This is a genomic window from Rhodothermales bacterium, assembly GCA_034439735.1.
Taxonomy (GTDB): Bacteria; Bacteroidota; Rhodothermia; order Rhodothermales; family JAHQVL01; genus JAWKNW01.
On record JAWXAX010000043.1, the window covers coordinates 13,404 to 34,520 of the forward strand.

Here is a 21,117-nt window from a genome sequence, read left to right on the forward strand (position 1 = left end):
CGTAAAGCAAAAACCGACGATCACAACGTGCCCCAGAACACAAACGTGCCCCGGCTGCCGGACGTAACGATGTCCAGGGAGCCATCGCCGTCGATGTCGATGACTTTGACCTCGGAGCCGACGCCGGACTTATTGTGGATGAGGCGCGGGACAAATTCCACCCCGCCGGCGGCGCCGGGGCTCCGCACGGTCTGGTACCAATAGATGACTCCTTCCCCATCGGGATCGGGGTCCGAGAAAGCATCGAGGTGGGACCAGTGGCGTTTGCCGGTTACGAAGTCCAACACGCCGTCGTGGTTGATGTCGGCCAGGGTGGCGCCGGAGTGGACCTGCGAGAACGTGACCCCGCCGGCGTTTTTCGTCGAAAAATCCCCCATGATGAGGTGCTCGACGAACGTGATCTTGCCGGCGGCGTCGCGCTGCTGCTCGTACCAGGCGAGGCCCCACCCGTGGGCGGAGAGGCTGGTGACGACGTCGTTGAGGCCGTCGCCGTTGAAGTCGTACACGGCGATCTCGGCGCCGCCCGGATGCTGGGGCGAGCGGGTCAGCCGGCCGAAATGGGCTTCGTGGTAGATCCACATCCCCGTATCCGCGCCGGCGGCGGGCTGCTCCCACCATCCGCGCGCCTGGAGGATGTCGACCCGGCCGTCGCCGTTGACGTCGCCGGTGCCCACGCCGTGCGTATTGCAGCCAGCGACGACCGGCTGGGAGATCTTATGGACCTTCCACGCGCCGTTCAGGTTTGCGGGGTCAGGTTCGGCGTAGGCCACGCGACCGTCGTTGGCTACATAGACGATCTCGGGCTTTCCGTCAGCGTCGACATCGGCGCGGACCGCCGTTTCGCTGCACACGTCTGGCAGCGCCTCAACCCGATCCCAGAAGCGTTTCTCGCCTTGCGGGTTCAGGTAGAGCACGAGCGGCCGGCGTTCGGTGACGAGGGCATCGATCCATCCGTCCTCGTTCCAGTCGTTCGCAAACGTCAACATGTCGTTGATGTACTCGAGTCCCGGGTTGAATACCCGCGCCTCGTAATATTCGCGGCGGACGCCGAAGTCAGGGCCGAGGTAATAAAACGGACCCGAGATGAGGTCCTGCACGCCGTCGCGGTTGACGTCCGCCACGTCGGCGCCCCAGCCGTAATAAAACTCATTCACCTGCTGAACCCGGAAGTCGCTCGAGGTCTGTTCAGGCTCAACCGTCAGCGTGTGCAGATCTTTCACCGACACGTCATCGAACTCGACCTTCCCGGAGCCGACGTACAGGGCGATCGGGCCGTAACCATGGACGTACGTCACAGGGATGATGACGGCTCCCCCGAACTCGGGCGCTTCCGCCTGTGGGAAATCCTGCGCCGTACCACCTCGGATGGCGTTGCGGACGTTGTTGAGATGGTTGAAGATGGCATTGCCGTCGACAAAGACCTCAAGCGTATTCCAGGTATCCGCTTTCGCCAGCACGGGCGCGGACATCGCCGCGGTGGCTGCATCGAGCACCGGGCTGGAAGACATCGCCGGTTGGTTGCCGCCGCCTCCGCCGCCCTGCGGGCCCCGGGCGGACGTTTTAGCGGTGATCTTCCCATTCGCGTCCAGCGTCACCCGGTAGGGGGCGACGGTTTCGCCCTCGATTGCCACAAAAATCCCCTTCATGCCCGTCGGCGTTTCCTCGGCGCGCAGCAGGATGCCGGCGTCGCACGGGCCGGCGCAGCGGAAACGGGTGAAGACGGCGGCATTTTGATACGATTCATCCAGCATCAGCCACCCGCCGTCTCGCCCGGCCGTCCCGGTGATCGTCCCAAACTCGGCCCGCCACTGGGCCTGGCCCACCGGCTGCCAGCCGGCAAGGTCGGAGCCATAAAAGGTATAATCCGGGATAAAATCCGGCGCCGGGCTCTGTTGGGCCCGAGCCGGGGCCGCCAGTACCAGGCTCAGTGCGGCGAGCATGCCGGCGGTTTTCAGAAGCACCATGACAGACCTCTAGGGATGATTCATGCACCGGCCGGCGCAAAGCGCTTCCGCCGGAGGGGAGCCTCAAAAGAGGCGGGACGTTCGGGGCTGGAAATTACCGGGGGAGGGCAAAAGCAACGTAGCTGGGGCTACGCGGCGTGGTCAGCCGGGGAGCGCCCTGCCCGCCCTGCGTCGCCGATATCACGACAAACTGCCGGCCGCCTACCTGGTAGACGGCCGGAATGCCTTCACCCACTCCGGGCAAAGACGTCGACCAGAGCACGGCCCCGGTCTCGCGATCATGGGCCCACAACTTTTCGCCGGCGGACACAAAGATCAGCTCGCCGGCCGTGATGGTTGGCCCTCCGCGGACCCAGACTGTAGCGCCGGTGTTCAGGATGCCTTTTTCGACCAGGTGTGGCACTTCGCCGACAGGCACCTGCCAATCAATGTCGCCCGTGTTCATGTCGTACGCGGTGAGGCGGAACCACGGGGGCTGGATCACGGGTATGCCCTTGCTATCGAGAATGTGGTTCCATCCGCTCTGATACCGTGGCGGCGCCTCGGGCCGGCCCACGAGGTTCTGGGTAGAGGCGAGCTCCTGGCCGGTGGTGAGCGCGAGTTCCGGGTTGGCCAGGTACGCGAGGAGCGCGTCGTACTGGCCGTCGGTCATCTGCGGGAACGCCGGCATCAGGCCCTGCCCTACCAGCAGCTGCTGCTTCATGTCGTCGTGGCTCAGCCGCTCCGTCACCCCAACGAGCGACGGTATGCCGCCGAGGGGTTGCCCCTGCCGGTTGGCGCCGTGGCAGAGCTGGCAGTTCGCCAGATAAAACGCCTGCCCCTGATCGAAGGGGGATCCGCCCGTACCGACCGCGCCCGGGTAGATGGGCTCGAGCTTGAGGATGGACGGCATGTTGTAGCTGAGGACAAAAAACGTCCCGTCCCGAGGGTCGCCGGCGGTCGATCCCCAGTTGGCCCCACCTCGGTTGCCGGGCGACTGGAGCGTGGGCCGCGTATCCGGAGGTGTGAACATCCCTTTGTACACCATCGAGCGAACAAGCGCTTCCAGGGAGTCGCGGTCGCGGGTGTCCATGTGGGGGTTGAAGTCCTCGATGGCCAGGGACTGGGGGATAAATGGCGCCGGCTTCGTAGGGAACGGCTGCGTGGGCCAGGGCTGCTCGCCCGGCATGTCGGACCCCGGCACAGGCCGCTCTTCAATCGGCCAGAGCGGCTCGCCCGTCTCCCGGTTGAAGGCGAACACAAAGCCCGTCTTCGTCGCCAGCGACACGATGTCGAGCGGCCGACCCTCCCGCTCGATGGTCAGCAGGACCGGCGTGGCGGTGAGGTCGTAGTCCCACAGGTCGTGGTGGACCGTCTGGAAGTGCCATTTCCGCGCGCCGGTGCGGGCGTCGAGGGCGACGAGCGAGTTGGCAAACAGGTTTTCGCCGTGACGATCGACGCCGTAGAAGTCGTAGTTGGCGGATCCGAGCGGGACGTACACGATGCCCCGGTGTTCATCCAGGCTTATCCCGCCCCACGCGTTGGCGCCTCCGGCTTCATCGGAGCGGCCCGGGGGCCAGGTATCGTAGCCGAACTGTCCCGGCTTGGGGAGGGTATGGAAGATCCACGCCTGCTGGCCGGTGCGGATGTCGAAGCCGCGGATGTGCCCCGGGCCGGCGGCGTAGCCCTCACCTGGCGCGGAGCCCATGATGTAGAGGTCTTCGAAGACGACGCCCGGAACCGGCGCCGTGGCGCGGTGCATGCGTAGCGGGTCGATATCCAGCCCGTTCCTCAGATCCACCTTGCCCCCGTCACCAAAGGAAGGGATGGATTCTCCCGTATCTGCATCGATCGCGACCAGGAAGTAACTGCCTCGAAAGAACAAGATGCGTCTCTCGGACCGGTCGGCGCTTTCCCAGTAGGCGATTCCGTGTTCAACGCGGCCAGTAGGCAGTGTGCTGGTATGGACCCACAACTCAGCGCCAGTGCCGGCGTGCAGGGCTACGACGGCTTTTTCGTCACCAAAGACGTACATCGTCGAGTCGATCACGATTGGGTTAAACGCTTCGACGCCTGAAGACGTGTACCGCCACACCTCCTGCAATTGCCCAACGTTTGTTCGATCGATCTGATCTAGCGAAGAGAAATGTGTGGCGCCCGGCTCGGCTTCGTAGCGCGTCCAACGGCTGTATTTCTCATCCAACCGGGTCCCTTGCGGGTTACATGCGGACAGCAACACCGCGGCAAGTACCAGAACGCAGAGGGGAAAGCGTACGGAGTGAAACATGTGTCTGTTCGGGATGCGTGTAGGTATTTCGGCAACGTTGAACGAGCCTAGTTCGGGAATGAAATAATACCGGGTGGCGTTCATCGCTCCGAGTGGCAATCTTTGCGAGTCGTTGGAGGATTTTTCGCGGATCTCCGCTAGCGATTGACGTCGCGCCAGCCGCCCGGCGGGCTCCCAATCTCTCGCCGGAACAGCCGATTGAAGTGGGAAGGGTCCGCGTAGCCCACTTTCTCCGCGATTTCCGTGATCTTCATCTCGGTATGAACCAGCAGATGGCGGGCTTCCGTCATCCGGCGCCAGAGGATCCATTCCCCCACGGTGCGACCGGTAAGGCGGCGGATGGTGGTGGTGAGGTGCGCCGGCGAATAATGGACAGCCTTCGCCACATCCGAGAGTGAAAGCGATTCCGCGTAGTGGGCGTCTATGACATCGAACACTTGTTTCAGGAGGGGCTGCGTATGGGCATGCGTCGAGGGATGCTCCAGTTCGGAGATGCGGCACACCTTCACCAGCAGCAACACCAGGAGGGCGTGGGCCGCCTCCTCCCAGTAGGATTCCTGCGAAAGCCGCTCCGCTTCGAGGGCACGCAGGGCGGACTCCCACTCGGGCCGGCGGTTGGGGGGCACGTTCAGGCGTAGTGGATTATGGCGGGATCCGAACGCAAATGGGGCCAGAAACGGGTGCTGAAGGATCCCCAGCAACGACCCTTTGACGTATTTAGCAGGGTCGAGGGCCGCGGCGGTAAATTCCAGGATCCAGATCGTCGCCTGCTTCTCCAACACGTCCTCCGCCCATTCATGCACCTGCCCCGGGGGGATGATCAGGAGGTCGCCGGCCGCGCTCTCCCACGTCAGATCCCCCAGCCGGTGGATGCCACCGGGCTCCTCAAAATAGACGATCTCAAAAAACCGATGCGCATGAGGGGTCAGAAAGCGCTCGGTGTGCTCTGGCTCCAGTCGGAAGGCGCGCACCTGCGGCCCGCCCATGGTGGGGGTAAAATTGAAGAGCTCTGGCATGGCGTGATCTGCGACGCGAGGTGTCGATAAGGCGCGAGGCGCAGGTCCAACATCGGGGTCTATAGAATATTGAGATTCAGTCTAGCATGCAAGCGACGGCCGAGGGTTCGGCCCGTTTCACGTTCAAGGTCCAAGGTTCAAGGAGTCGCCCCCTTAAACCTTGAACCCCGAACGTTAATCCACGTCAAGCCTGCACCGCCTCTTTCTTGTCCTTGAACATGAACCCGAAGAACACGGCCACCACGATGGCCATGGCCCCCATGATGGTCCAGAACAGGCTCCAATTGGCCATGGACTGCGTGGTCGCCGAGCCAAGGAACGAATTAAAGAGCCGGCCCGAGAGCTGTGCGCCGATCAGCATGCCGATGCCGTACGTGGCGAACACGAGCATACCCTGGGCCTGCGAGCGGATGGCCGGATTGGCGAGCCGGTCGATATAAATCTGGCCTGTGACGAAGAAGAAGTCGTAGCAGATCCCATGCAGAATGATGCCGCCGGCGATCATCCAGAATACCGACTCGGGCGCGGCGATCGCGAACAGGGCATATCGAACAGCCCACGCGAGCATCCCGACGAGCAGCATCCACTTCACGCCGAGCCGGCGGAAGAAGAATGGCATCAGCAGCATGAACACCATCTCCGAAACCTGACCCAGCGTCTGTGTCGCGGCGATGTTTTCCACGCCCGTAGCCCCCAGGAACAGCTGCGTGAAGTTGTAATAGGCGGCCAGCGGGATACAGATGAGCATCGAGCTGACGATGAAAGCGATAAACGAAGGGCTCTTCAGCTGCTGGAACGCGTCGATACCGAGCAGGCTGCGGATCGACACTTTCTGCCCGGCCGCCGGAGGCGGGGTATGGGGCAGGGTAAAGCTGTAGAAGCCCAGGAGGATACCCGCGATGCCCGCGGCGTACAAGGGCAACGGCGTCTGCTCCGGCACGCCTCCGTCGACCATCGGTTTGAGGATGAAGGGGAACATGACCAGGCCGGCGAATATCCAGCTAAACGTGCCCCAGGCGCGAATCTTCGGGAAGTCCCTCTCCGGATTTTCGATATGATGGAACGCGAGCGAGTTCGACAGACCGAGCGTCGGCGTATAGGCCAGCTGGTGCAGGATGATCATCGCGATGAACATCACCGGCGACGACTCGAACTGAGGCGCCAGCAGCAAAAACAGGCCACTCAGCAGGTGCATCACGCCCAGTACCTTCTCCGTGCTAAAATAGCGGTCGGCGATGAGGCCGAGGAAGAAGGGCGAAATGAGCGCGCCGATCGGCTGCGCCGTAAACGCCCAGAAGGTGACAGTACCCATCCCCACGGTCGACATATAGACCGCAATGCTGGTGTACCACGCTCCCCACACAAAAAACTGGAGAAACGACAACAGGCTCAGCCGACTGGTCAGGTTCGAATGCATGGTTTACTCGTGCGTATGGTGAAAAAAAACCTGCGGCTATCAGGACCGCAGGGCTATGGAGCGATCGCGGAACGTGATCGTGGTACCGCTTCCATCCAGGGCAAGATATATCGACTCGACCCACTCGGGTTCGCCTGGATCATGGTGAAGATATTCGGCCAGCACGGCGCGCATGACGGGTGAGTGCGTCACGCAGACGTACCGACGGGCCTGTAGGGGAGCAACGTACAACAGGCTAGTGGAGAAGGCAAGAACGCGACGTGCAACGGCCCGCGTATCCTCTCCGGGTGGGTCGGTATGCCCCAACCAGTATCCGATCCGGTCCGGGCTCCGGAAGAACGCATGAAAGAAGGCCACGGCGTCGACATCCGCGCCGGCCAGCCCGGCCTCGGGGATCTGGGCCGCCACGGCCTCCGGTGTGCTCATCATCTCGACACGACGGCCGGCCAGGAACAGGTCCGGATTCCGGATCGCCCACTCCGCCCGCGGCGCCGGCAGGCCGACCTCGCTACCCAAACGCTCCGCCATCACGGCCCGCAGGCCGGCCGCCGTCTCCTGCGTCCGCCGCGTCGACGTGCACAAAAAATAGATCGCCTCGTCCGGCCGGATCTGTTCCGCCAGACGCACTCCCGCCGCCCGGATCTCGGCCTGGCCCTCATCCGTGACGGGCATATCGCCCTGGTGGGACGCCACGCGGCCGTGCCGGATCAGATGTACGACGATGGATGCGGTCTCGTTCACTCTACCCTCCTCCCGATTAATCCAGGGTCGTGTATATCGCGCGCTCGCGGTGCTCCAGATGCGGCAGCGCCTGGCCGAGCACGTACTCCTTAAAATGAACGGTCTGCTTGTGGGCCTCGAAGCAGGCTTCGTCGACGTACTGCTCGTAGAGCAGAAAGGTCGCCGGATCGTCCGCGGAACGCTGGGCGATAAAGTGGATCGCGCCCGGCTCCTGGCTCGACAGGGCGGCCATCGTCCGAACGATGCCTTCGATAAAGGATTCCTTGCCCGGCTTTGCCCGCCAGGTAGCGACTACGACGTAAGCCATGGGATTAGCGATTAGCGATTAGCGATTAGCGATTAGCGATTAGCGAATAAACGATTGGCGATCTCCCACCAGGTTATCCCCCCGCGTTCCCCGCCGCGAGGTGCACGGCGTCGCGGATCTTGAGGTAACAGCCGCAGCGGCAGAGGTTGCCGCCGAGAGCGGTGTCGATCTCATGATCCGTCGGGTGGGGGGTTTCCTCGAGCAGGCGTTTGGTGGCGAGGATCATCCCGGGCGTGCAATAGCCGCACTGGAAGGCGTGTGCCTCGACAAAGGCGCGTTGCACGGGATGAGTTCCGCCGAGACCCTCGACCGTCGTGATCGATCGCCCCTGCGCCATCGGCGTGAGGTAGATACAACTGGAGATCGGCTCGGCGTCGACGAGCACCGTGCACGAACCGCAGACGCCCAGGCCGCACGTTTCGCGCACGCTCAGCAGTCCGAATCGCTCACGAAGCACGTCGAGCAGCATCTCGTCGGCGCGGACGTCGACGTCGGCCGGCGCGCCGTTCAGGGTAAACTGGACTTTCATGATTTCTCCGATCGGTGGAGGCCGGCCTCCACGATGTCTCGCATTTCACGACGACGCGCCTCGTCGACAGTGCCGCCGCCGTCGATGGACGCCAGCACGCGTTCCGCCGTCATCGGCAACGCGGTCATGTGGATACCGCTCGCGGCGAGGGCGTTTCCGATCGCCGCGGGGATCGGCGGCAGGGCGGTTTCGCCCAACCCGTACACCTGGGCCCCTTCGCGCTCGACGAGGTCGTGCGTGATCCGCGGCATGTCGTGGAAGCTCGGGATGTTGTAGTCCGACAGATTGGCGTTCGTCACTTGCCCCCCGTCAAACGTGATGTTCTCAAACAGCGCCGTCCCGAGGCCCATGATGATGGAGCCTTCGTTCTGCAACTCGGCGGCGGCGCGGCGAACCACCTTGCCGGCGTAGATGGAGGCATGGACGTGCCGCACGTGCAGCTTGCCGGTCTCGACATCCACGTCCACGACGGCGCCGGCGGCGCCCTGGTGCCAGTGCGACGAGGCGATGCCCTGCCCGGTGTCCGGGTCCAGCCCGCCCTTGTCCGTCACCTCGCCGACGCCCCGCTTGCCATTTTTCTCGAGGTCCCGCACGGCCTCGACCAGCGCCCGGCTCATCACGTGCGTCGATCGGCTGGAGGTGGTCCGGGTGTCGTAGGGGACGAGGTCGGTGTCGGGGTCCGGGTAGGTCACGCGCTCCATCGGCACCCCCAGCAGCTCGGCGGCCATCTGGCGGATCGCCGGCCGCGCGCCCTGGCCCATCTCGATCGTGGCGCAGCGGATCGTGAACGTCCCGTCGTCCTCCGCCTCGATCGCGATCGAGGCGCGGCTGGGGGTCTGCATTCCCTTCATGAGGACGCAGACCCCTTTGCCGGCGTGATCATCGGAAGTATGGTAACCTATAGCCTCCGCGCTCCGACGCAGGCATTCCTCGAACGCGACGTCGTGCATGATTTCGCCCGTGCAGTAGGTATCCCCTTCGCGCAGGATGTTCTTCATCCGCAACGTGTAAGGATCCATGTCGAGGCGCCGCGCGAGCATGTCCATCAGGCGCTCCGAAGCCCAGATACACTGCATCTGGCCATACCCTCGGTAGGCGCCGTTTGGCGGGGTATTCGTATAGACACAGTGGGAATCCACCCACACATTCGGAATCCGATACGGGCCCGGCGAGGCATACCCCATCTTCTGCGCCACACCCGGACCGCTGTCCGCGTGCGCACCGGTATTCGCCCAGCAGGCCACGTGTTTCGCGACAAGGGTGCCGTCCCGCATAGCGCCGATCTTCATCCACAACGTGGCCGGGTGGCGGTTCATCGTCTGCCACTCCTCGGCGCGATCCAGCACCACCTTCACGGGCCGGCCCGTCTTCCGCGCCAGCGCGGCGGCGATGGCCTCGGTACGCACAAACGTCTTCGCGCCGAACGATCCGCCCATGGGCGGGCAGACAATACGCACCTGCTCCGGCTGGAGGCCGAAAATGCCGGCGAGGTCCATCCGGTTGTTGAAGGGTGTCTGGGTGCCAGACCACACTTCCAGCCGGCCCTCGTGCCACCGGGCCAGCGAGGCGTGCGGCTCCATCGGCACGTGCGCGGCGCTGTCGGTGGTGAAGACTTCTTCGACGACGACGTCGCACTCGGCGAACGCACGGTCCACGTCGCCGTGCCGGATACGAAAGCGGTGGCAGATGTTGGTGCCGTCGATCGGCCGCATGCCGAAGTAGGCGGCGTCGTTTTCGGAGATATAATGGCGGGGATGGACGAGCGGCGCGCCCGGAGCGATGGCCTCCATCTCGGTAAACACGGCCGGCAACTCGTCGTAATCGACATCGATCAGTGGCAGCGCCTCGTCCGCCGCGCGCCGCGTGGCCGCCGCGACGGCCACCACCGGGGCGCCGACGAACATCACTTCGTCCATCGCCAGCACGCTCTCGTCGCGGATCTGGCATCCGTACCGGTTCAGGTCGCGGATGTCGTCCCGCGTCAGCACGACGACGCCTTCGGGCACCGCCGAGGTGTCGATCCGGCGGATGCGGGCATGGGCATACGGGGAGCGCAGGATGCGGGCATGCCACATCCCCTCCATCTCCATATCCTGCGAATACCGGATCGATCCGTCGGCTCTGGGGTCAGACATCGTATCGGAAGAACGCGTGGGGTCAGACATAAGCAAGCTCCTCCAGGGCCCGACGCACTTCGACAGCGATGACGCGCCGGCGATACTCTGCCGAGCCACGTGAATCGGATATGGGTTCGATGCGGCTGGCGTACTCCTCGCCAATCTCGCGCGCACGGCGCGTACCGGAGCCGACGGCCGCGCACAGATCGGGGAAATACTGGGGCGTGCTGGTAGCGGCGCCCACGGCGAGCCGCAACTCACCTCCGCGCCGCACCGCGGCGACGGAGACGCAGGGGCGGTCCTCGCTGGACCGCGTCCGGAACTTGCGGTACACGCCGGCCTCGACGCCGCCGGGCACGCGGACTTCCACCAGCAGCTCGTCCGGCGCAAGCGCGGTTTCGTAGTAGCCAAGGATGAAGTTCTCGATCGGGACTTCCCGGACGCCCTTCGGCCCCCGCAACACGGCGCGGGCGCCCATCGCGAGGAACATCGCCGGCGGGTCCGAGGCATAGTCGGCATCCGCCAGGACGCCGCCCACCGTGGCCTGGTTGCGCACCCGCGGACTCGCAACTTCCCCGAACGCCCGGGCGAGCGCCGGCCAGCCCCGCCGGACGTCCGGCGACAACTCCATCGCCCGGTGCGTGGTCATGGGGCCGATGCGTAACTCACCGTCGGCCCGGATGTAGCTCAGCCCGGGCACGCCGCGCAGGCTCAGCAGGGCGGCTGGCGCCATGAAGCCGACATTCATCAGCACGCCGACAAATGTGCCGCCGGCGACGACGGTCGCTTCTTCCTGTAGCTCGGCGCGCATCCCCAACGCCTCGTCCAGCGAGGTGGGGGCCAGCCATTGAGGGCCGTTTCCTTCCATGTCGGTACTCGTCAATCGGGGATGGGGGTCAATCTTCGATGATCGCGACGGCGCGAATCGGGGCCGCCGTCGTCCCCATCCACTTCACGGGGAATACGGAGAGTTTGAAGCCGTGGGTAGGCAGCTGGTCCAGGTGCATCAGGTTCTCGATGTGCCAGTAATCCTCGTCGAGCATGACGCGATGAGCCTCCCAGAACTTCTTCCGTTCGAACATGGCCCAGACGGGCGGGTCGAACGTGACCGCGTCGGTGCCCATCATCCGCACCCCCTTCGAGATCAGGTACCGCGTGGCCTCGCCGGTCATGCCGACATGGTCCGTCAGGTACCGCTGCTCGTGGTTGTAGGCCGACGCCCCGGTCTGGATCAGCACGATGTCCTTCTCCTTCAACGTGTAGTTGATCTTCTTGAGCGCCTCGTCGATATCGGCGACGGTGATCCCGTAGCCTTTTTCCTTGTGGCGGAAGTCCAGCACCACACCGTCCGAGAAGCAATACTCCAAAGGGATCCCCTCCGGGCCCGGTGCGTCCGGCCCCCGCAGGTGCTTCACGGCATCCACGTGGGTCCCTACGTGATCGCTCGTCGCGATGTAGTAACTGGCCGTGAGCCACGTCGCACCGTGCGCGGCGGCGCCGATGCGCTCGGCAAACTGCTCCCAGCTCTCATACACCAGCATCACCGGCGGCGGAACGCGCGGAAAGGTGACCATGTTGGGGTGGACGGGCATCGATAGATCGACAAGACGACTCATGAGCACAAACCTCAAGCTTCAATCGGTGAGTAAAAAAAGGCAGCATGAAAGGGCAAAAGAGAAAAGGCAAAAGAGAAAACAATGACAGAATTAACCTGGCTGTGGCGGATCACTCCTCTGCTACTCTTTTACTTTTTGCCTTCTCCTGTTTTTCCTTTTTCCTTTTACCTTTTACCTTTTACCTTTTACTTCCCCATCATCGCCAGCAGCCCTCGGGCCATGGCGTCGGCGAAGACGGGGTCGTTGATGGTAGTGTCGAATTCGTACACGGGAATATCCTTGCGCAGGTGGGAGCGCAGCGTATCGAACAGGGCGGCATCGGCTTCGGGCCAGTGGTAAGGGCCACCTGGTTCGGAAATCACGGAAACGGCTTTCAGGGGGAAATAGACGGCGACGGGCCCCGTGGAGGCATTAAACTTTTCGGCGAATATCTTCCCCAGCTTCGCGTTGTCGTCGATGTCGGTCCGGACCAGCGTCTGCTTCGCGTTGTGGTGGTAGATCCGCCGGCTCCGCAGCGCCACGGGCACGCTCTCCGGCTCCCAGAAGTTGACGATGTCGACGCAGCCCGGCGCATACACGGCCGGCGTGCCGATCTTCGCCGCGGCATCGAGACGGGTGGGGCCGGCGGACATGACGCCGCCCAGCAGCTCGTCCGCCCATTCGGTGAGGGTCACGTCGAACACGCCGTCGACTTCGCCGGCCTCGATGAGGCTCTCCATGGTCATCCCCCCCGACCCTACAGCGTGGAAAACCAGCAACTCGAAGCCGGCCGCCTCGAAGTGGGTCCGCGCCCGCTCGACACACTTTGTCGTATTCCCGAACATGGACGCGGTGATCGTGGGCTTGTCGTCGCCGGGCGGTACCTCGGCTTCGACCATGCCACAGACGGCCGCGGCGGCGCGGGTGAACACCCCGCGCGCGATCCCGTTCAGGCCGCTGATGTCGACGATCGACGGGACCATGACGATGTCTTTCACCCCGACAAACGGCCGGGTGTCGCCGCTGGCGAGCGTGGACACCATTACCTTCGGGATGCCGAGCGGCAGGGCTCGCATGGCGGCGGTGCCGACGGTCGTGCCGGCGCCTCCTCCCATCCCGATGATGGCGTCGAGCCGGCCCTCACGGTGCAGGCGCTGTACGACGGCGCGAACCCCTTCGGTCATCGCGATCACCGCTCGGCCGCGGTCGTTGTCGGCCGCCAGCTTCGCGAGGTCGGCGCCGGCCGCCGTGGCCACGTCCTGTCGGGTGACGTCGGCTCGGAAAGCCGCCTCGCCCAGCACTCCGGAATCGATCACCAGCGTCCGGTGGCCTCGCCGTTCAATCTGCTGCTTGACGAATTCCACCTCCGCGCCTTTGGTGTCGAGCGCGCCGATGATCACGATGGTAGCCATGCCGTGCGTGTTATGAGTAGGCCGGGGGAGTGTCAAGCACTGATATGCGCGACCAGCTGGTCGCGCATCCAGAGGGCCGCGCGGAGGGGGTCGGCCGGCGGTGGGCTGTCGGCGTCCGGCCACATCTCGATCGAGTACAGGCCGCGGTAGCCGGATACCTCCGTGGCGCGCACGAGGGCGGCGAAGTCGTAATCCGCATGCACCATCTGGTCATCGAAGCCGGTCCCCTTGGCCGACACAAACGCGAGATAGGGCAGCATCTTGTTCAGCCCCCCGATGCGGTCGTCGATGGAGCCGGCCGGCGTATTCCCGTAGTCGACCAGCGCGCGGCAATGCGGGCTGTCCATGGTCTGGATGATGGAGACGACGATGTCGATGTCGCGGGTGAAGCCGGAGTGGTTCTCGACGAGGACGACGATGTCCTTCTCCTGCGCGTAGTCGACGATCCGTCGGTAGGAGTCGAGCGTGATTTCCGGCTGATACGTCTCGCCCGGCCGGCCGCCGGCGTCCACCCGAATGCTCGGCGCCCCCATGGCCACGGCCCGGTCGATCCACTCCCGCGCGCCGGCGACGCCCTGGTCGCGCACGGCGGCGTCGGCGTCCGACAAGTTGGCCAGGCCGCTGACCTGGATGTTCGAGATCCGCGACCCGATGCGTTCGGCGGCGACGCGGACGCGTTCGCAGTAGGCGAGCGACGTATCGTCGAACTGCCGCTCCCACACCTCGACATGGCGCAGCCCGAGCTCGCCACGGACGAAGTCCGGAAACGTCTCCAGGGTCAGGTCCGATCCGGTGGTCGGCTCGGCCATCAGTGTCCGCGTCGTGGGGAAACGGGAGCGGAAACAGACGGACGTGACACCGATGCGCTCCAGCCGCGCCGCCGCGCCGGCAGCGTCGGCCACGGCAGCGGTTTCTGTATTTCCGGGCGTACACGCCCAGAGCGGAGCAGCCGCCATGAAGAGGCTGCCCCGCTGAATGAACGTTCTGCGATCCATGAGGGTTAGGCGCTAATGTTAGCCAGAAGTTGGTCCTTCATCCAGTTGCCGGCGCGGATGGGGTCCGCCGGAGGCGGGCTGTCGCCATCGGGATACATCTCGATCGAGTAGATCCCCCGGTAGCCGGAGTCCTCGGTGGCGCGAACGAGCGCCGCGAAGTCGTAATCGGTGTGCTCCATCTGATCGTTATAGCCCGTCCCTTTGGCCGAGACGAACGAGATGTAGGGGAGGAGCTTGGAAAGTCCGGCGATGCGGATGTCGGTGGAGCCCGCCGGCGTGTTGCCGTAGTCCGCGAGGCCGCGGCAGTTCGGATGATTGACGGTTTGCAGAATGGCCACCACGTTGTCGATGTTCATGCTGAACCCGACGTGGTTTTCGACCAGCACCGTCACGTTTTTCTCGCCGGCGTATTCGGCAATCTGGCGAAACGAATCGGCCGTTACGTCCACCAGGAACTCCTGCCCTGCCTTGCCGCCGGTGTTCACACGAAAGCTAGGGACGCCCATCGCGACGCACCGATCAACCCATTCCTTCGACTGTTTCACGCCGAGCGCGCGCTGCGCCGGGTCAACATCCGACAGATCGGCCATTCCTTCATCTACCTGTATATTTGTGATCCGGGAGCCGATGCGCTCGGCGGCGTTGCGGATCTTCTCACAATAGGCCAGGGTCATCTCGTCGAACTGGAAGTCCCACACCTCGACATTACGGAGCCCGAACCTATCGTAGATAAACTGTGGCGCCTGCTCCAGCGTGATGGTCGGCGCCGTGTTCGGCTCCGCCGCGAAGGCGCGGGTTTTCGCAAAGTAGGAGCGAATACACACGGTGGTGATCCCGATGCGTGCGAGCAGGGCGTCGGTGGAGACGGGCGTCACGGCCGGCACAGCGGTCTCCGCCGTGTCGGTGCCGCCCGGAGCGCACGACGACCAGAGCGGCGCGGCGATCGCGACCAGGGCACTGTTCTGTAGAAACGTTCGGCGATCCATAGGTATCGAGTCGGGTTGGTGGAGGGAGAGGTTGAAAGATCAAACGAACAGGGCCAGTTGGTCAGCCCTTATCCGGGTTGGGGATCATAATATCGCGAATCATCCCGTTCAACTCATAACAGGCTGCGATAAACTGTCGGAGCGTGCGCCGTGTCGGTGGGAACGCATCGAATTCCGCAGCGGACATCCCATCCTCGGCATACGCCCTGCGGAAATCCTCGAACCGCATGAGTTCCGAGACGATCTTCGGGTCGACGGGGGTGTCGATGCGCGATTCGACCGGGATGTCGCTCGCGTTGAACCGCACCTGCCACTTGTAAGGCGGCGAGATCACGACGTCGCCGCCGATGAATTCCGACCAGTGCATGTGGTTGCGGAAGGCGGCCGACAGCAGGCGAAGGCGATAGCCGCGTTCGCGATACAGCGTGTAGGCTTTTTTGAAGATGGCGACGCCGGCCCACTCGAAAATGCCGGGGTCGGCCGACATGTTGCGCTGATCGGCCGCGACCTTCAACCAGTCGTCGATCCGGCCTACCATGATCGTGCAGACGGATGCGATGCTCGCGATCTCTTTCCCCTCCCGTTCGCGGCGGACCAGCCCGCGCTCGACGGCCTCGGCCACGGCGATGGCCTGCGGTACGGAGAAGGAAACCGTGGCGTTGATGCTGACCCCGTGGTAGGTCGCCTCCTCGATGGCGCGGACGCCGGCTTCGGTCACGGGGATTTTGACGATGATGTTGGGGGCGAGCGTGTGAAAATACCGTGCCTGGGCGACGATCGCGTCGGCGTCCCGGTAGAGGCGCGGGTCGGTCTGCACGGACAATCGCCCGTTCCGGCCGGCCTGCTGGTGATAGATGGGCTCGAGCAGGGTAGCCGCCTTCTTCGAGATCTCCTCGACGAGTTTCCAGGCGACGGTGTCTTCGCTGGCGGTCGGCAGCTCGCGGATCAACTCGGCGATACGCCCCTTCCAGGCGCCGAACGACTGCTTCAGCACGTCGAGCACGATCACCGGATTACACGTCGCACCGACGCCGCCGTGTTCGATCGTATAGGAGAGTTCTTCCAGCGCGGCCGAGTCGTTCCAGAGCACCGTGGGGGTGCTCTGCGTCATCTCGAACAGCGGGCTTTTATACGCCGTTTTCGTTTGGCTCATGGCTCCATTGGATAGGGTAAGATGAGAAAAAGGGGACGAGCGGGGCGAGGTCAGAACGTGCGGGACCAGGCTTTCGGCCACCGCTCCACCACCACCTTCTTTTTGGTGTAGAACTCGAACGAGTCACGCCCCTGGCCATGGAGGTCCCCGAAAAAGCTCTCGCGCGCTCCGCTGAACGGGAAAAACGCCATGGGCGCCGCCACACCGATGTTGATGCCGACGTTCCCAACATCCACTTCGTTCTTGAACCGACGCGCGTTGGCCCCGCTGCTCGTGAAGAGCGACGCCTGGTTGCCGTATGTGCCGGTGTTGACCCGTGCGATCGCCGCGTCGATGTCGTCCACATAATGCACCGAGAGCACCGGCCCAAAGATCTCGGTGGAGGCCACTTCGCTCGTGAACGGCAGGTCCTCGATGATCGTCGGAGCGACGAAGTTGCCGTTGGGAAAACCGGGGATCGTAGGCCGGCGCCCGTCGACCAGGGCGCGCGCGCCATCGCGAACGGCCTGTTCGATCAGCGTCTCGACGCGCTTGCGGCTGGCCGGCGAGATCACCGGACCCATCGCCACGCCGTCGTTGAGACCGTAGCCTGTGACGCGGGTCGTCGCTTTTTCGCGGATGGCATCGACAAACGACTTCCTGGCCTCCCCCACTACAAACGCCATCGAGGTCGCGAGGCAGCGCTGGCCGGCGCACCCAAAGGCGCTGTCCGCGATGATCTCCGAGGCGCTGACGATGTCGGCGTCCGGCAGGACGACAACCGGGTTCTTAGCCCCGCCCTGGCACTGCGCCCGTTTCCCGCTGGCCGTGGCCCGGGAATAGACGTGTTTGGCCACCGCCGTCGAACCCACGAAGCTCACCGCCTTGACCACCGGATGGTCCAGCACCGCGTTCACGACATCGCGTCCGCCGTTGACCAGGTTGATCACCCCGGGCGGCAGACCGATCGTTTCGATCAGGGCAAACACCTTCTGCATGGTGAGCGGCACCCGCTCGGAGGGCTTGAGCACCACCGTGTTGCCTGTCACCAGGGCATAGGGCAAAAACCAGAAGGGGATCATGCCCGGGAAGTTAAACGGGGCGATGATGGCCACGACGCCCAACGGCTGGCGGATCATGATCTCGTCGATGCCGCGGGCGATGTCTTCCGAGTTATAGCCCTGCATCATGATGGGCGCGCCACAGGCCACCTCGACATTCTCGATCGCCCGACGCATCTCCCCGCGCGATTCCGCAAGCGTTTTGCCGCACTCCAACGTGATGGTGCGGGAGATGTCCTCGAAATGGGTGTCTAGAAGCGCTTTCAGTTTAAACAGGTACTGGATCCGGTCGGTCACGGGCACGCGGCGCCAGTCCGGAAACGCGGCGGCGGCGGCTTTTACAGCCGTATCCACCTCGGCGGCCGATGAGAGGGGCGTACGCGCCAATTCTTCCCCCGTAGCGGGGTTCGTTACCGGAAACACGTCGACGGCGGTTGAACGCTGCCACTGCCCTGCGATATAGTTATTCATGATATTAGGGGTCGATTCGCTACTGGCGATTTCCTGGAGGTGTGAACCCTGTTACTTCGTTGCATTACTGTGTGGCCTTACTGTGTGGCCTTACTGCGTGGCCTTACTGTGTGGCCGTAAGCCCGCCATCGAGATAAAGTGTCTGCCCGGTGATAAAATCGGACGCCGGCGAGACAAAAAAGAGCGTCGCACCGACGATATCGCGCGTTTCGCCCACGCGGCCGGCGGGGATGCGGGAGATGACGGCGTTATAAAACTGTGGGTCCGCCAGGAAGCGGGCGGACTGTTCGGTGCGGACGAACGTCGGCGAGAGGACGTTGACGTTGATTTTCTGCGGCGCCCACTCGCCGGCCAGCTGCTTACAGAGCACGGTGAGGCCGGCCTTGGAGGCGCAATACGCGGCAAAACCGCGGCCCCGCAGAGCGAGTTGGCCGCGGACCGACCCGAAGTGCACCTGCTTCCCCCCGCCACTCGCGGCCATGTGTTTCGCGGCGGCCTGCGCTTGAAACATCGCGCTGGTCAGGTTGAGCTCCAGCACCTTGCCGAACCCTTCCTCCGTCACATTGCTCGCCAGTTCCTCATGAGTGTTTCCGCCGACCGTGTTCACCAGAATGTCCAGGCGTCCGAAATGCGCGGCAACGGCATCCGTCATGCGGTGCGTGTCGGTAGCGGAACAGGCGTCGAAGGGGGCGCCGAACGCCTTGATGCCCCGCGCGGTGAGGTCGTCCACGAAGGCCGTCACCTTGTCCGCATTGTGCCCGGCCACGGCCACGCTGGCGCCCATCTCGGCCAGCCCCTCGCATACGGCGGAGCCAAAACCACCGTAGCCACCCGTCACCAGGGCCACCTTGCCGTCCAGCCGAAACAGTTGTTCGTAAAGGTTCATCTTCGCTCGTCGGCCGGCGTGTATCGACGCCAGCGCCAGTGGATAAAAATGTGCGGACAAAAAACGTACGGATCAACTCACCGGATAAATGGGCCGGGCGCACGTTCGAGCCACACGGCTTCACGTAGGCGATAAGTTAATAGTAGAAATAATACCGAGAAGCATCCAGCCCTACGAGAGGGAATCTTTGCAACTCATGGGCGGATATTTCGCGATCCGAACAGTCGGCGGACCCGCGACCAGAGCGCCTTAAACACAAGCGATAACACACTGACGGGCGCAGCCGGCGCAGCCAATCGGCTGGATTCGTTGATTTCGGTGCGGAGAGGGGCATCCGGCGCGGAAGCAGCGATGGTAGCCGGCGTGTCGGCGGAGCCCATCGGAAGGGGCGTCGTAACCGGCTGAACAAGCGCTTCCTGCATACTAACGCCAAACTGACGAAACAATTGGCGCGAAACATCCTCCATGAGCCCGCGGCCGAACTGAGCCATTTTGCCGGCGACATCGATGTCGGCCACCACCTGCACCCGGGTGACTCCGTTCGCCAGGGCGCTGAGCCGGCCAACCATCGCCATTTTCGCCGACCCCGCCCCGGTAGACTCCTTGCCCTCACCGGAGAGCCGCATCACATACGCGGACTCGTCCACCTCATCCAGCCGGGCCGTCCCTTTATAGGTGGCCGTCACCGGGCCCACTTTCACCCGGACGCGGCCGGCGTAGGTACGCTCATCAATGGTGTCGGTCAGCTCGGCGCCGGGCAGGCACACCACGACCCGCCTGGGATCGATCAAAAACGCCCACACCTGGGTGATGGGGGCCTGAATGTCGAAATTTTCCTCGATGTTGAATGCCATACTGCGGGGAACGGTGGGTAACCAGAAAACGGTGGGCATGCGGCCACCCGGGTACGCGATCCTCTCATCGGGATCGAACCTTACCCAATCAACATACGGATTCGGCTACACTCCCAGGAGAAATGATTTTTGTTGACACATGGAGAATCTTTATGCGGCGTTTCAAGAGCGGGCAAAAAGTCCTTTGCGCTCCACGAAAACGACCGGGCACTCAAAGGTAGCATAACACGTGTCCGTCTCACGAACCGTAACTGATATGTTATGGATCTTGCGGGTACGTAGCACCTCGGTGCCCTGCTTCATCAGGTATTCGGCGGTGTACCGGGAGAGGTTTTCCGCCGTGCTATCATAGGGCAGGAGGGCCTGGCGGGAGCCCAGTTCCTCGAGCGCGTAGCGGAGATCGATATCGTCATCCGCCACCAGGGTAGCGTGATCCCAGTCCTCAATCAACGGGGAGAGTATTTTCTTGATCTCCTTGAAGTCGATGAGCATACCCCGCTCGTCCGGGTCGCCCTCCAACTCGACCGTCATCTTATACGAATGGCCGTGCAGGTTCTTGCATGCCCCGGTATGCCATGGCAGTCGATGCGCCGCTTCCCAGGTAAATTGTTTTGCTACTTTCATGGTGGTCGTTTGCCAGAGATCCTTCGTGGCATGATACGCACTCCCCCCGGCGCAGGCATACGCCAGAACACCCGACCGGCATGCGCCGAGGCATGAACGACATCATCCGAGGGGGGTTTCGCCCGTATGATCCGTCGCGCCGGGAATGAAGGGACGGAAAGCGCATGGGAAAATCGTCGGATCATCACCGGCATGTCGCCCACGGGCCTTAAATTCCACAGCGAAACATGAAAAATAGGAACAGAAATCGCCCACGCTGGTTACTGCCGCCTATCACCACATCCCAAAGGGAGGACACATGAGCGAACCCGATTCCGACACACCAGGGCGAGCCAAGCCCTCTGTGTCGACAGACAATTGGACGGCGCTTGCCGAAAAGAAGCTGACGCGCGGTTATACGCTTATCGTAAACGACACCCGGCGAATTGCCAACTTTTTCAAGCCAGGGTCCGGTTACGAAGCCTGTTCGTTTACCGCCGCTATGAAACTGATCCAGAGCGGCAAAGTGGTCAAAAGGGGGCAACACGATCTGGGTACGGTATACGGTGTCGCCAGCGACGGCGCCGCTGCCGCGTAACGTCGAACGCGTCATCCGAGTATGAATACCATGCCGGCTTGCCTCCAGGTGAGCCGGCGTTTTTATTTACTGACGTTACGCAACCCGGCCTGCATGTCACGCTGAGCCTCGCGAAGCGTCTTTCTAGAACGCGATTCTGCGTTAAAAAACGCCATCGACGCGTCTTA

The 21,117-nt window shown here is 63.4% G+C and carries 19 protein-coding genes; 1 reads left to right on the forward strand and 18 read right to left on the reverse strand.

Translation table 11 applies throughout. The annotated features are described in order from the left end of the window. Positions 1-20 precede the first annotated feature (20 nt). The 18 genes from SH809_02980 to SH809_03065 all read right to left on the reverse strand — a co-directional run bounded on the left by SH809_02980 (position 21) and on the right by SH809_03065 (position 20,373). Positions 21-1,964, reverse strand: a complete 1,944-nt coding sequence (locus tag SH809_02980) for an FG-GAP-like repeat-containing protein (protein MDZ4698647.1) — start codon at positions 1,962-1,964, stop codon at positions 21-23. A 94-nt stretch (positions 1,965-2,058) separates the two neighbouring features. Further along, a complete protein-coding gene (locus SH809_02985) occupies positions 2,059-4,230 on the reverse strand; it encodes a PQQ-binding-like beta-propeller repeat protein (GenBank protein MDZ4698648.1) in 2,172 nt (723 codons plus the stop codon). A gap of 137 nt (positions 4,231-4,367) precedes the next feature. Then, positions 4,368-5,246: an AraC family transcriptional regulator gene (locus SH809_02990; GenBank protein ID MDZ4698649.1), complete on the reverse strand. Its 879-nt coding sequence runs from the start codon at positions 5,244-5,246 to the stop codon at positions 4,368-4,370. Positions 5,247-5,430: 184 nt separating this feature from the next. After that, on the reverse strand, positions 5,431-6,663 hold the full coding sequence (locus SH809_02995; protein MDZ4698650.1) for an MFS transporter: 1,233 nt from the start codon (positions 6,661-6,663) through the stop codon (positions 5,431-5,433). 39 nt (positions 6,664-6,702) lie between these two features. Next, the gene (locus SH809_03000; GenBank protein ID MDZ4698651.1) at positions 6,703-7,404 is read right to left on the reverse strand and encodes a histidine phosphatase family protein; all 702 of its coding nucleotides are present in this window, start codon (positions 7,402-7,404) and stop codon (positions 6,703-6,705) included. A 16-nt stretch (positions 7,405-7,420) separates the two neighbouring features. After that, a complete protein-coding gene (locus SH809_03005; GenBank protein MDZ4698652.1) occupies positions 7,421-7,711 on the reverse strand; it encodes an antibiotic biosynthesis monooxygenase family protein in 291 nt (96 codons plus the stop codon). Between the two features lie 73 nt (positions 7,712-7,784). Then, positions 7,785-8,240 carry a (2Fe-2S)-binding protein gene (locus SH809_03010; protein MDZ4698653.1) on the reverse strand — a complete coding sequence of 152 codons (456 nt, stop codon included), beginning with the start codon at positions 8,238-8,240 and terminating at the stop codon, positions 7,785-7,787. After that, complete coding sequence (locus tag SH809_03015) at positions 8,237-10,375, reverse strand: xanthine dehydrogenase family protein molybdopterin-binding subunit (protein MDZ4698654.1); 2,139 nt, start codon at positions 10,373-10,375, stop codon at positions 8,237-8,239. Before SH809_03015 ends, SH809_03010 begins: the two co-directional genes overlap by 4 nt. Before the next feature lie 22 nt (positions 10,376-10,397). Then, positions 10,398-11,225 (reverse strand): FAD binding domain-containing protein, encoded by an 828-nt coding sequence (locus SH809_03020; protein MDZ4698655.1) that lies wholly within the window; start codon positions 11,223-11,225, stop codon positions 10,398-10,400. Between the two features lie 28 nt (positions 11,226-11,253). After that, positions 11,254-11,973, reverse strand: coding sequence for a cyclase family protein (locus SH809_03025; protein ID MDZ4698656.1), 720 nt, complete (start codon positions 11,971-11,973; stop codon positions 11,254-11,256). A gap of 185 nt (positions 11,974-12,158) precedes the next feature. Further along, positions 12,159-13,364, reverse strand: a complete 1,206-nt coding sequence (locus tag SH809_03030) for a Tm-1-like ATP-binding domain-containing protein (GenBank protein ID MDZ4698657.1) — start codon at positions 13,362-13,364, stop codon at positions 12,159-12,161. Between the two features lie 32 nt (positions 13,365-13,396). Then, positions 13,397-14,359 (reverse strand): sugar phosphate isomerase/epimerase family protein, encoded by a 963-nt coding sequence (locus SH809_03035; protein MDZ4698658.1) that lies wholly within the window; start codon positions 14,357-14,359, stop codon positions 13,397-13,399. 5 nt (positions 14,360-14,364) lie between these two features. Beyond that, complete coding sequence (locus SH809_03040) at positions 14,365-15,345, reverse strand: sugar phosphate isomerase/epimerase family protein (GenBank protein ID MDZ4698659.1); 981 nt, start codon at positions 15,343-15,345, stop codon at positions 14,365-14,367. Between the two features lie 61 nt (positions 15,346-15,406). Continuing rightward, entirely contained in the window at positions 15,407-16,498 is a 1,092-nt protein-coding gene (locus SH809_03045; GenBank protein ID MDZ4698660.1) for a transaldolase family protein, read from the reverse strand. A gap of 50 nt (positions 16,499-16,548) precedes the next feature. Further along, positions 16,549-18,009 (reverse strand): CoA-acylating methylmalonate-semialdehyde dehydrogenase, encoded by a 1,461-nt coding sequence (locus SH809_03050; GenBank protein MDZ4698661.1) that lies wholly within the window; start codon positions 18,007-18,009, stop codon positions 16,549-16,551. A gap of 103 nt (positions 18,010-18,112) precedes the next feature. Next, complete coding sequence (locus SH809_03055) at positions 18,113-18,955, reverse strand: SDR family oxidoreductase (protein MDZ4698662.1); 843 nt, start codon at positions 18,953-18,955, stop codon at positions 18,113-18,115. Positions 18,956-19,089: 134 nt separating this feature from the next. Continuing rightward, entirely contained in the window at positions 19,090-19,749 is a 660-nt protein-coding gene (locus SH809_03060) for an SRPBCC family protein (GenBank protein MDZ4698663.1), read from the reverse strand. 162 nt (positions 19,750-19,911) lie between these two features. After that, on the reverse strand, positions 19,912-20,373 hold the full coding sequence (locus SH809_03065; protein ID MDZ4698664.1) for a 6-carboxytetrahydropterin synthase: 462 nt from the start codon (positions 20,371-20,373) through the stop codon (positions 19,912-19,914). 298 nt (positions 20,374-20,671) lie between these two features. On the opposite strand from SH809_03065, the gene SH809_03070 reads away from it, so the two are divergent. Beyond that, entirely contained in the window at positions 20,672-20,950 is a 279-nt protein-coding gene (locus SH809_03070) for a hypothetical protein (GenBank protein ID MDZ4698665.1), read from the forward strand. The last annotated feature ends 167 nt before the right edge of the window (positions 20,951-21,117 follow it).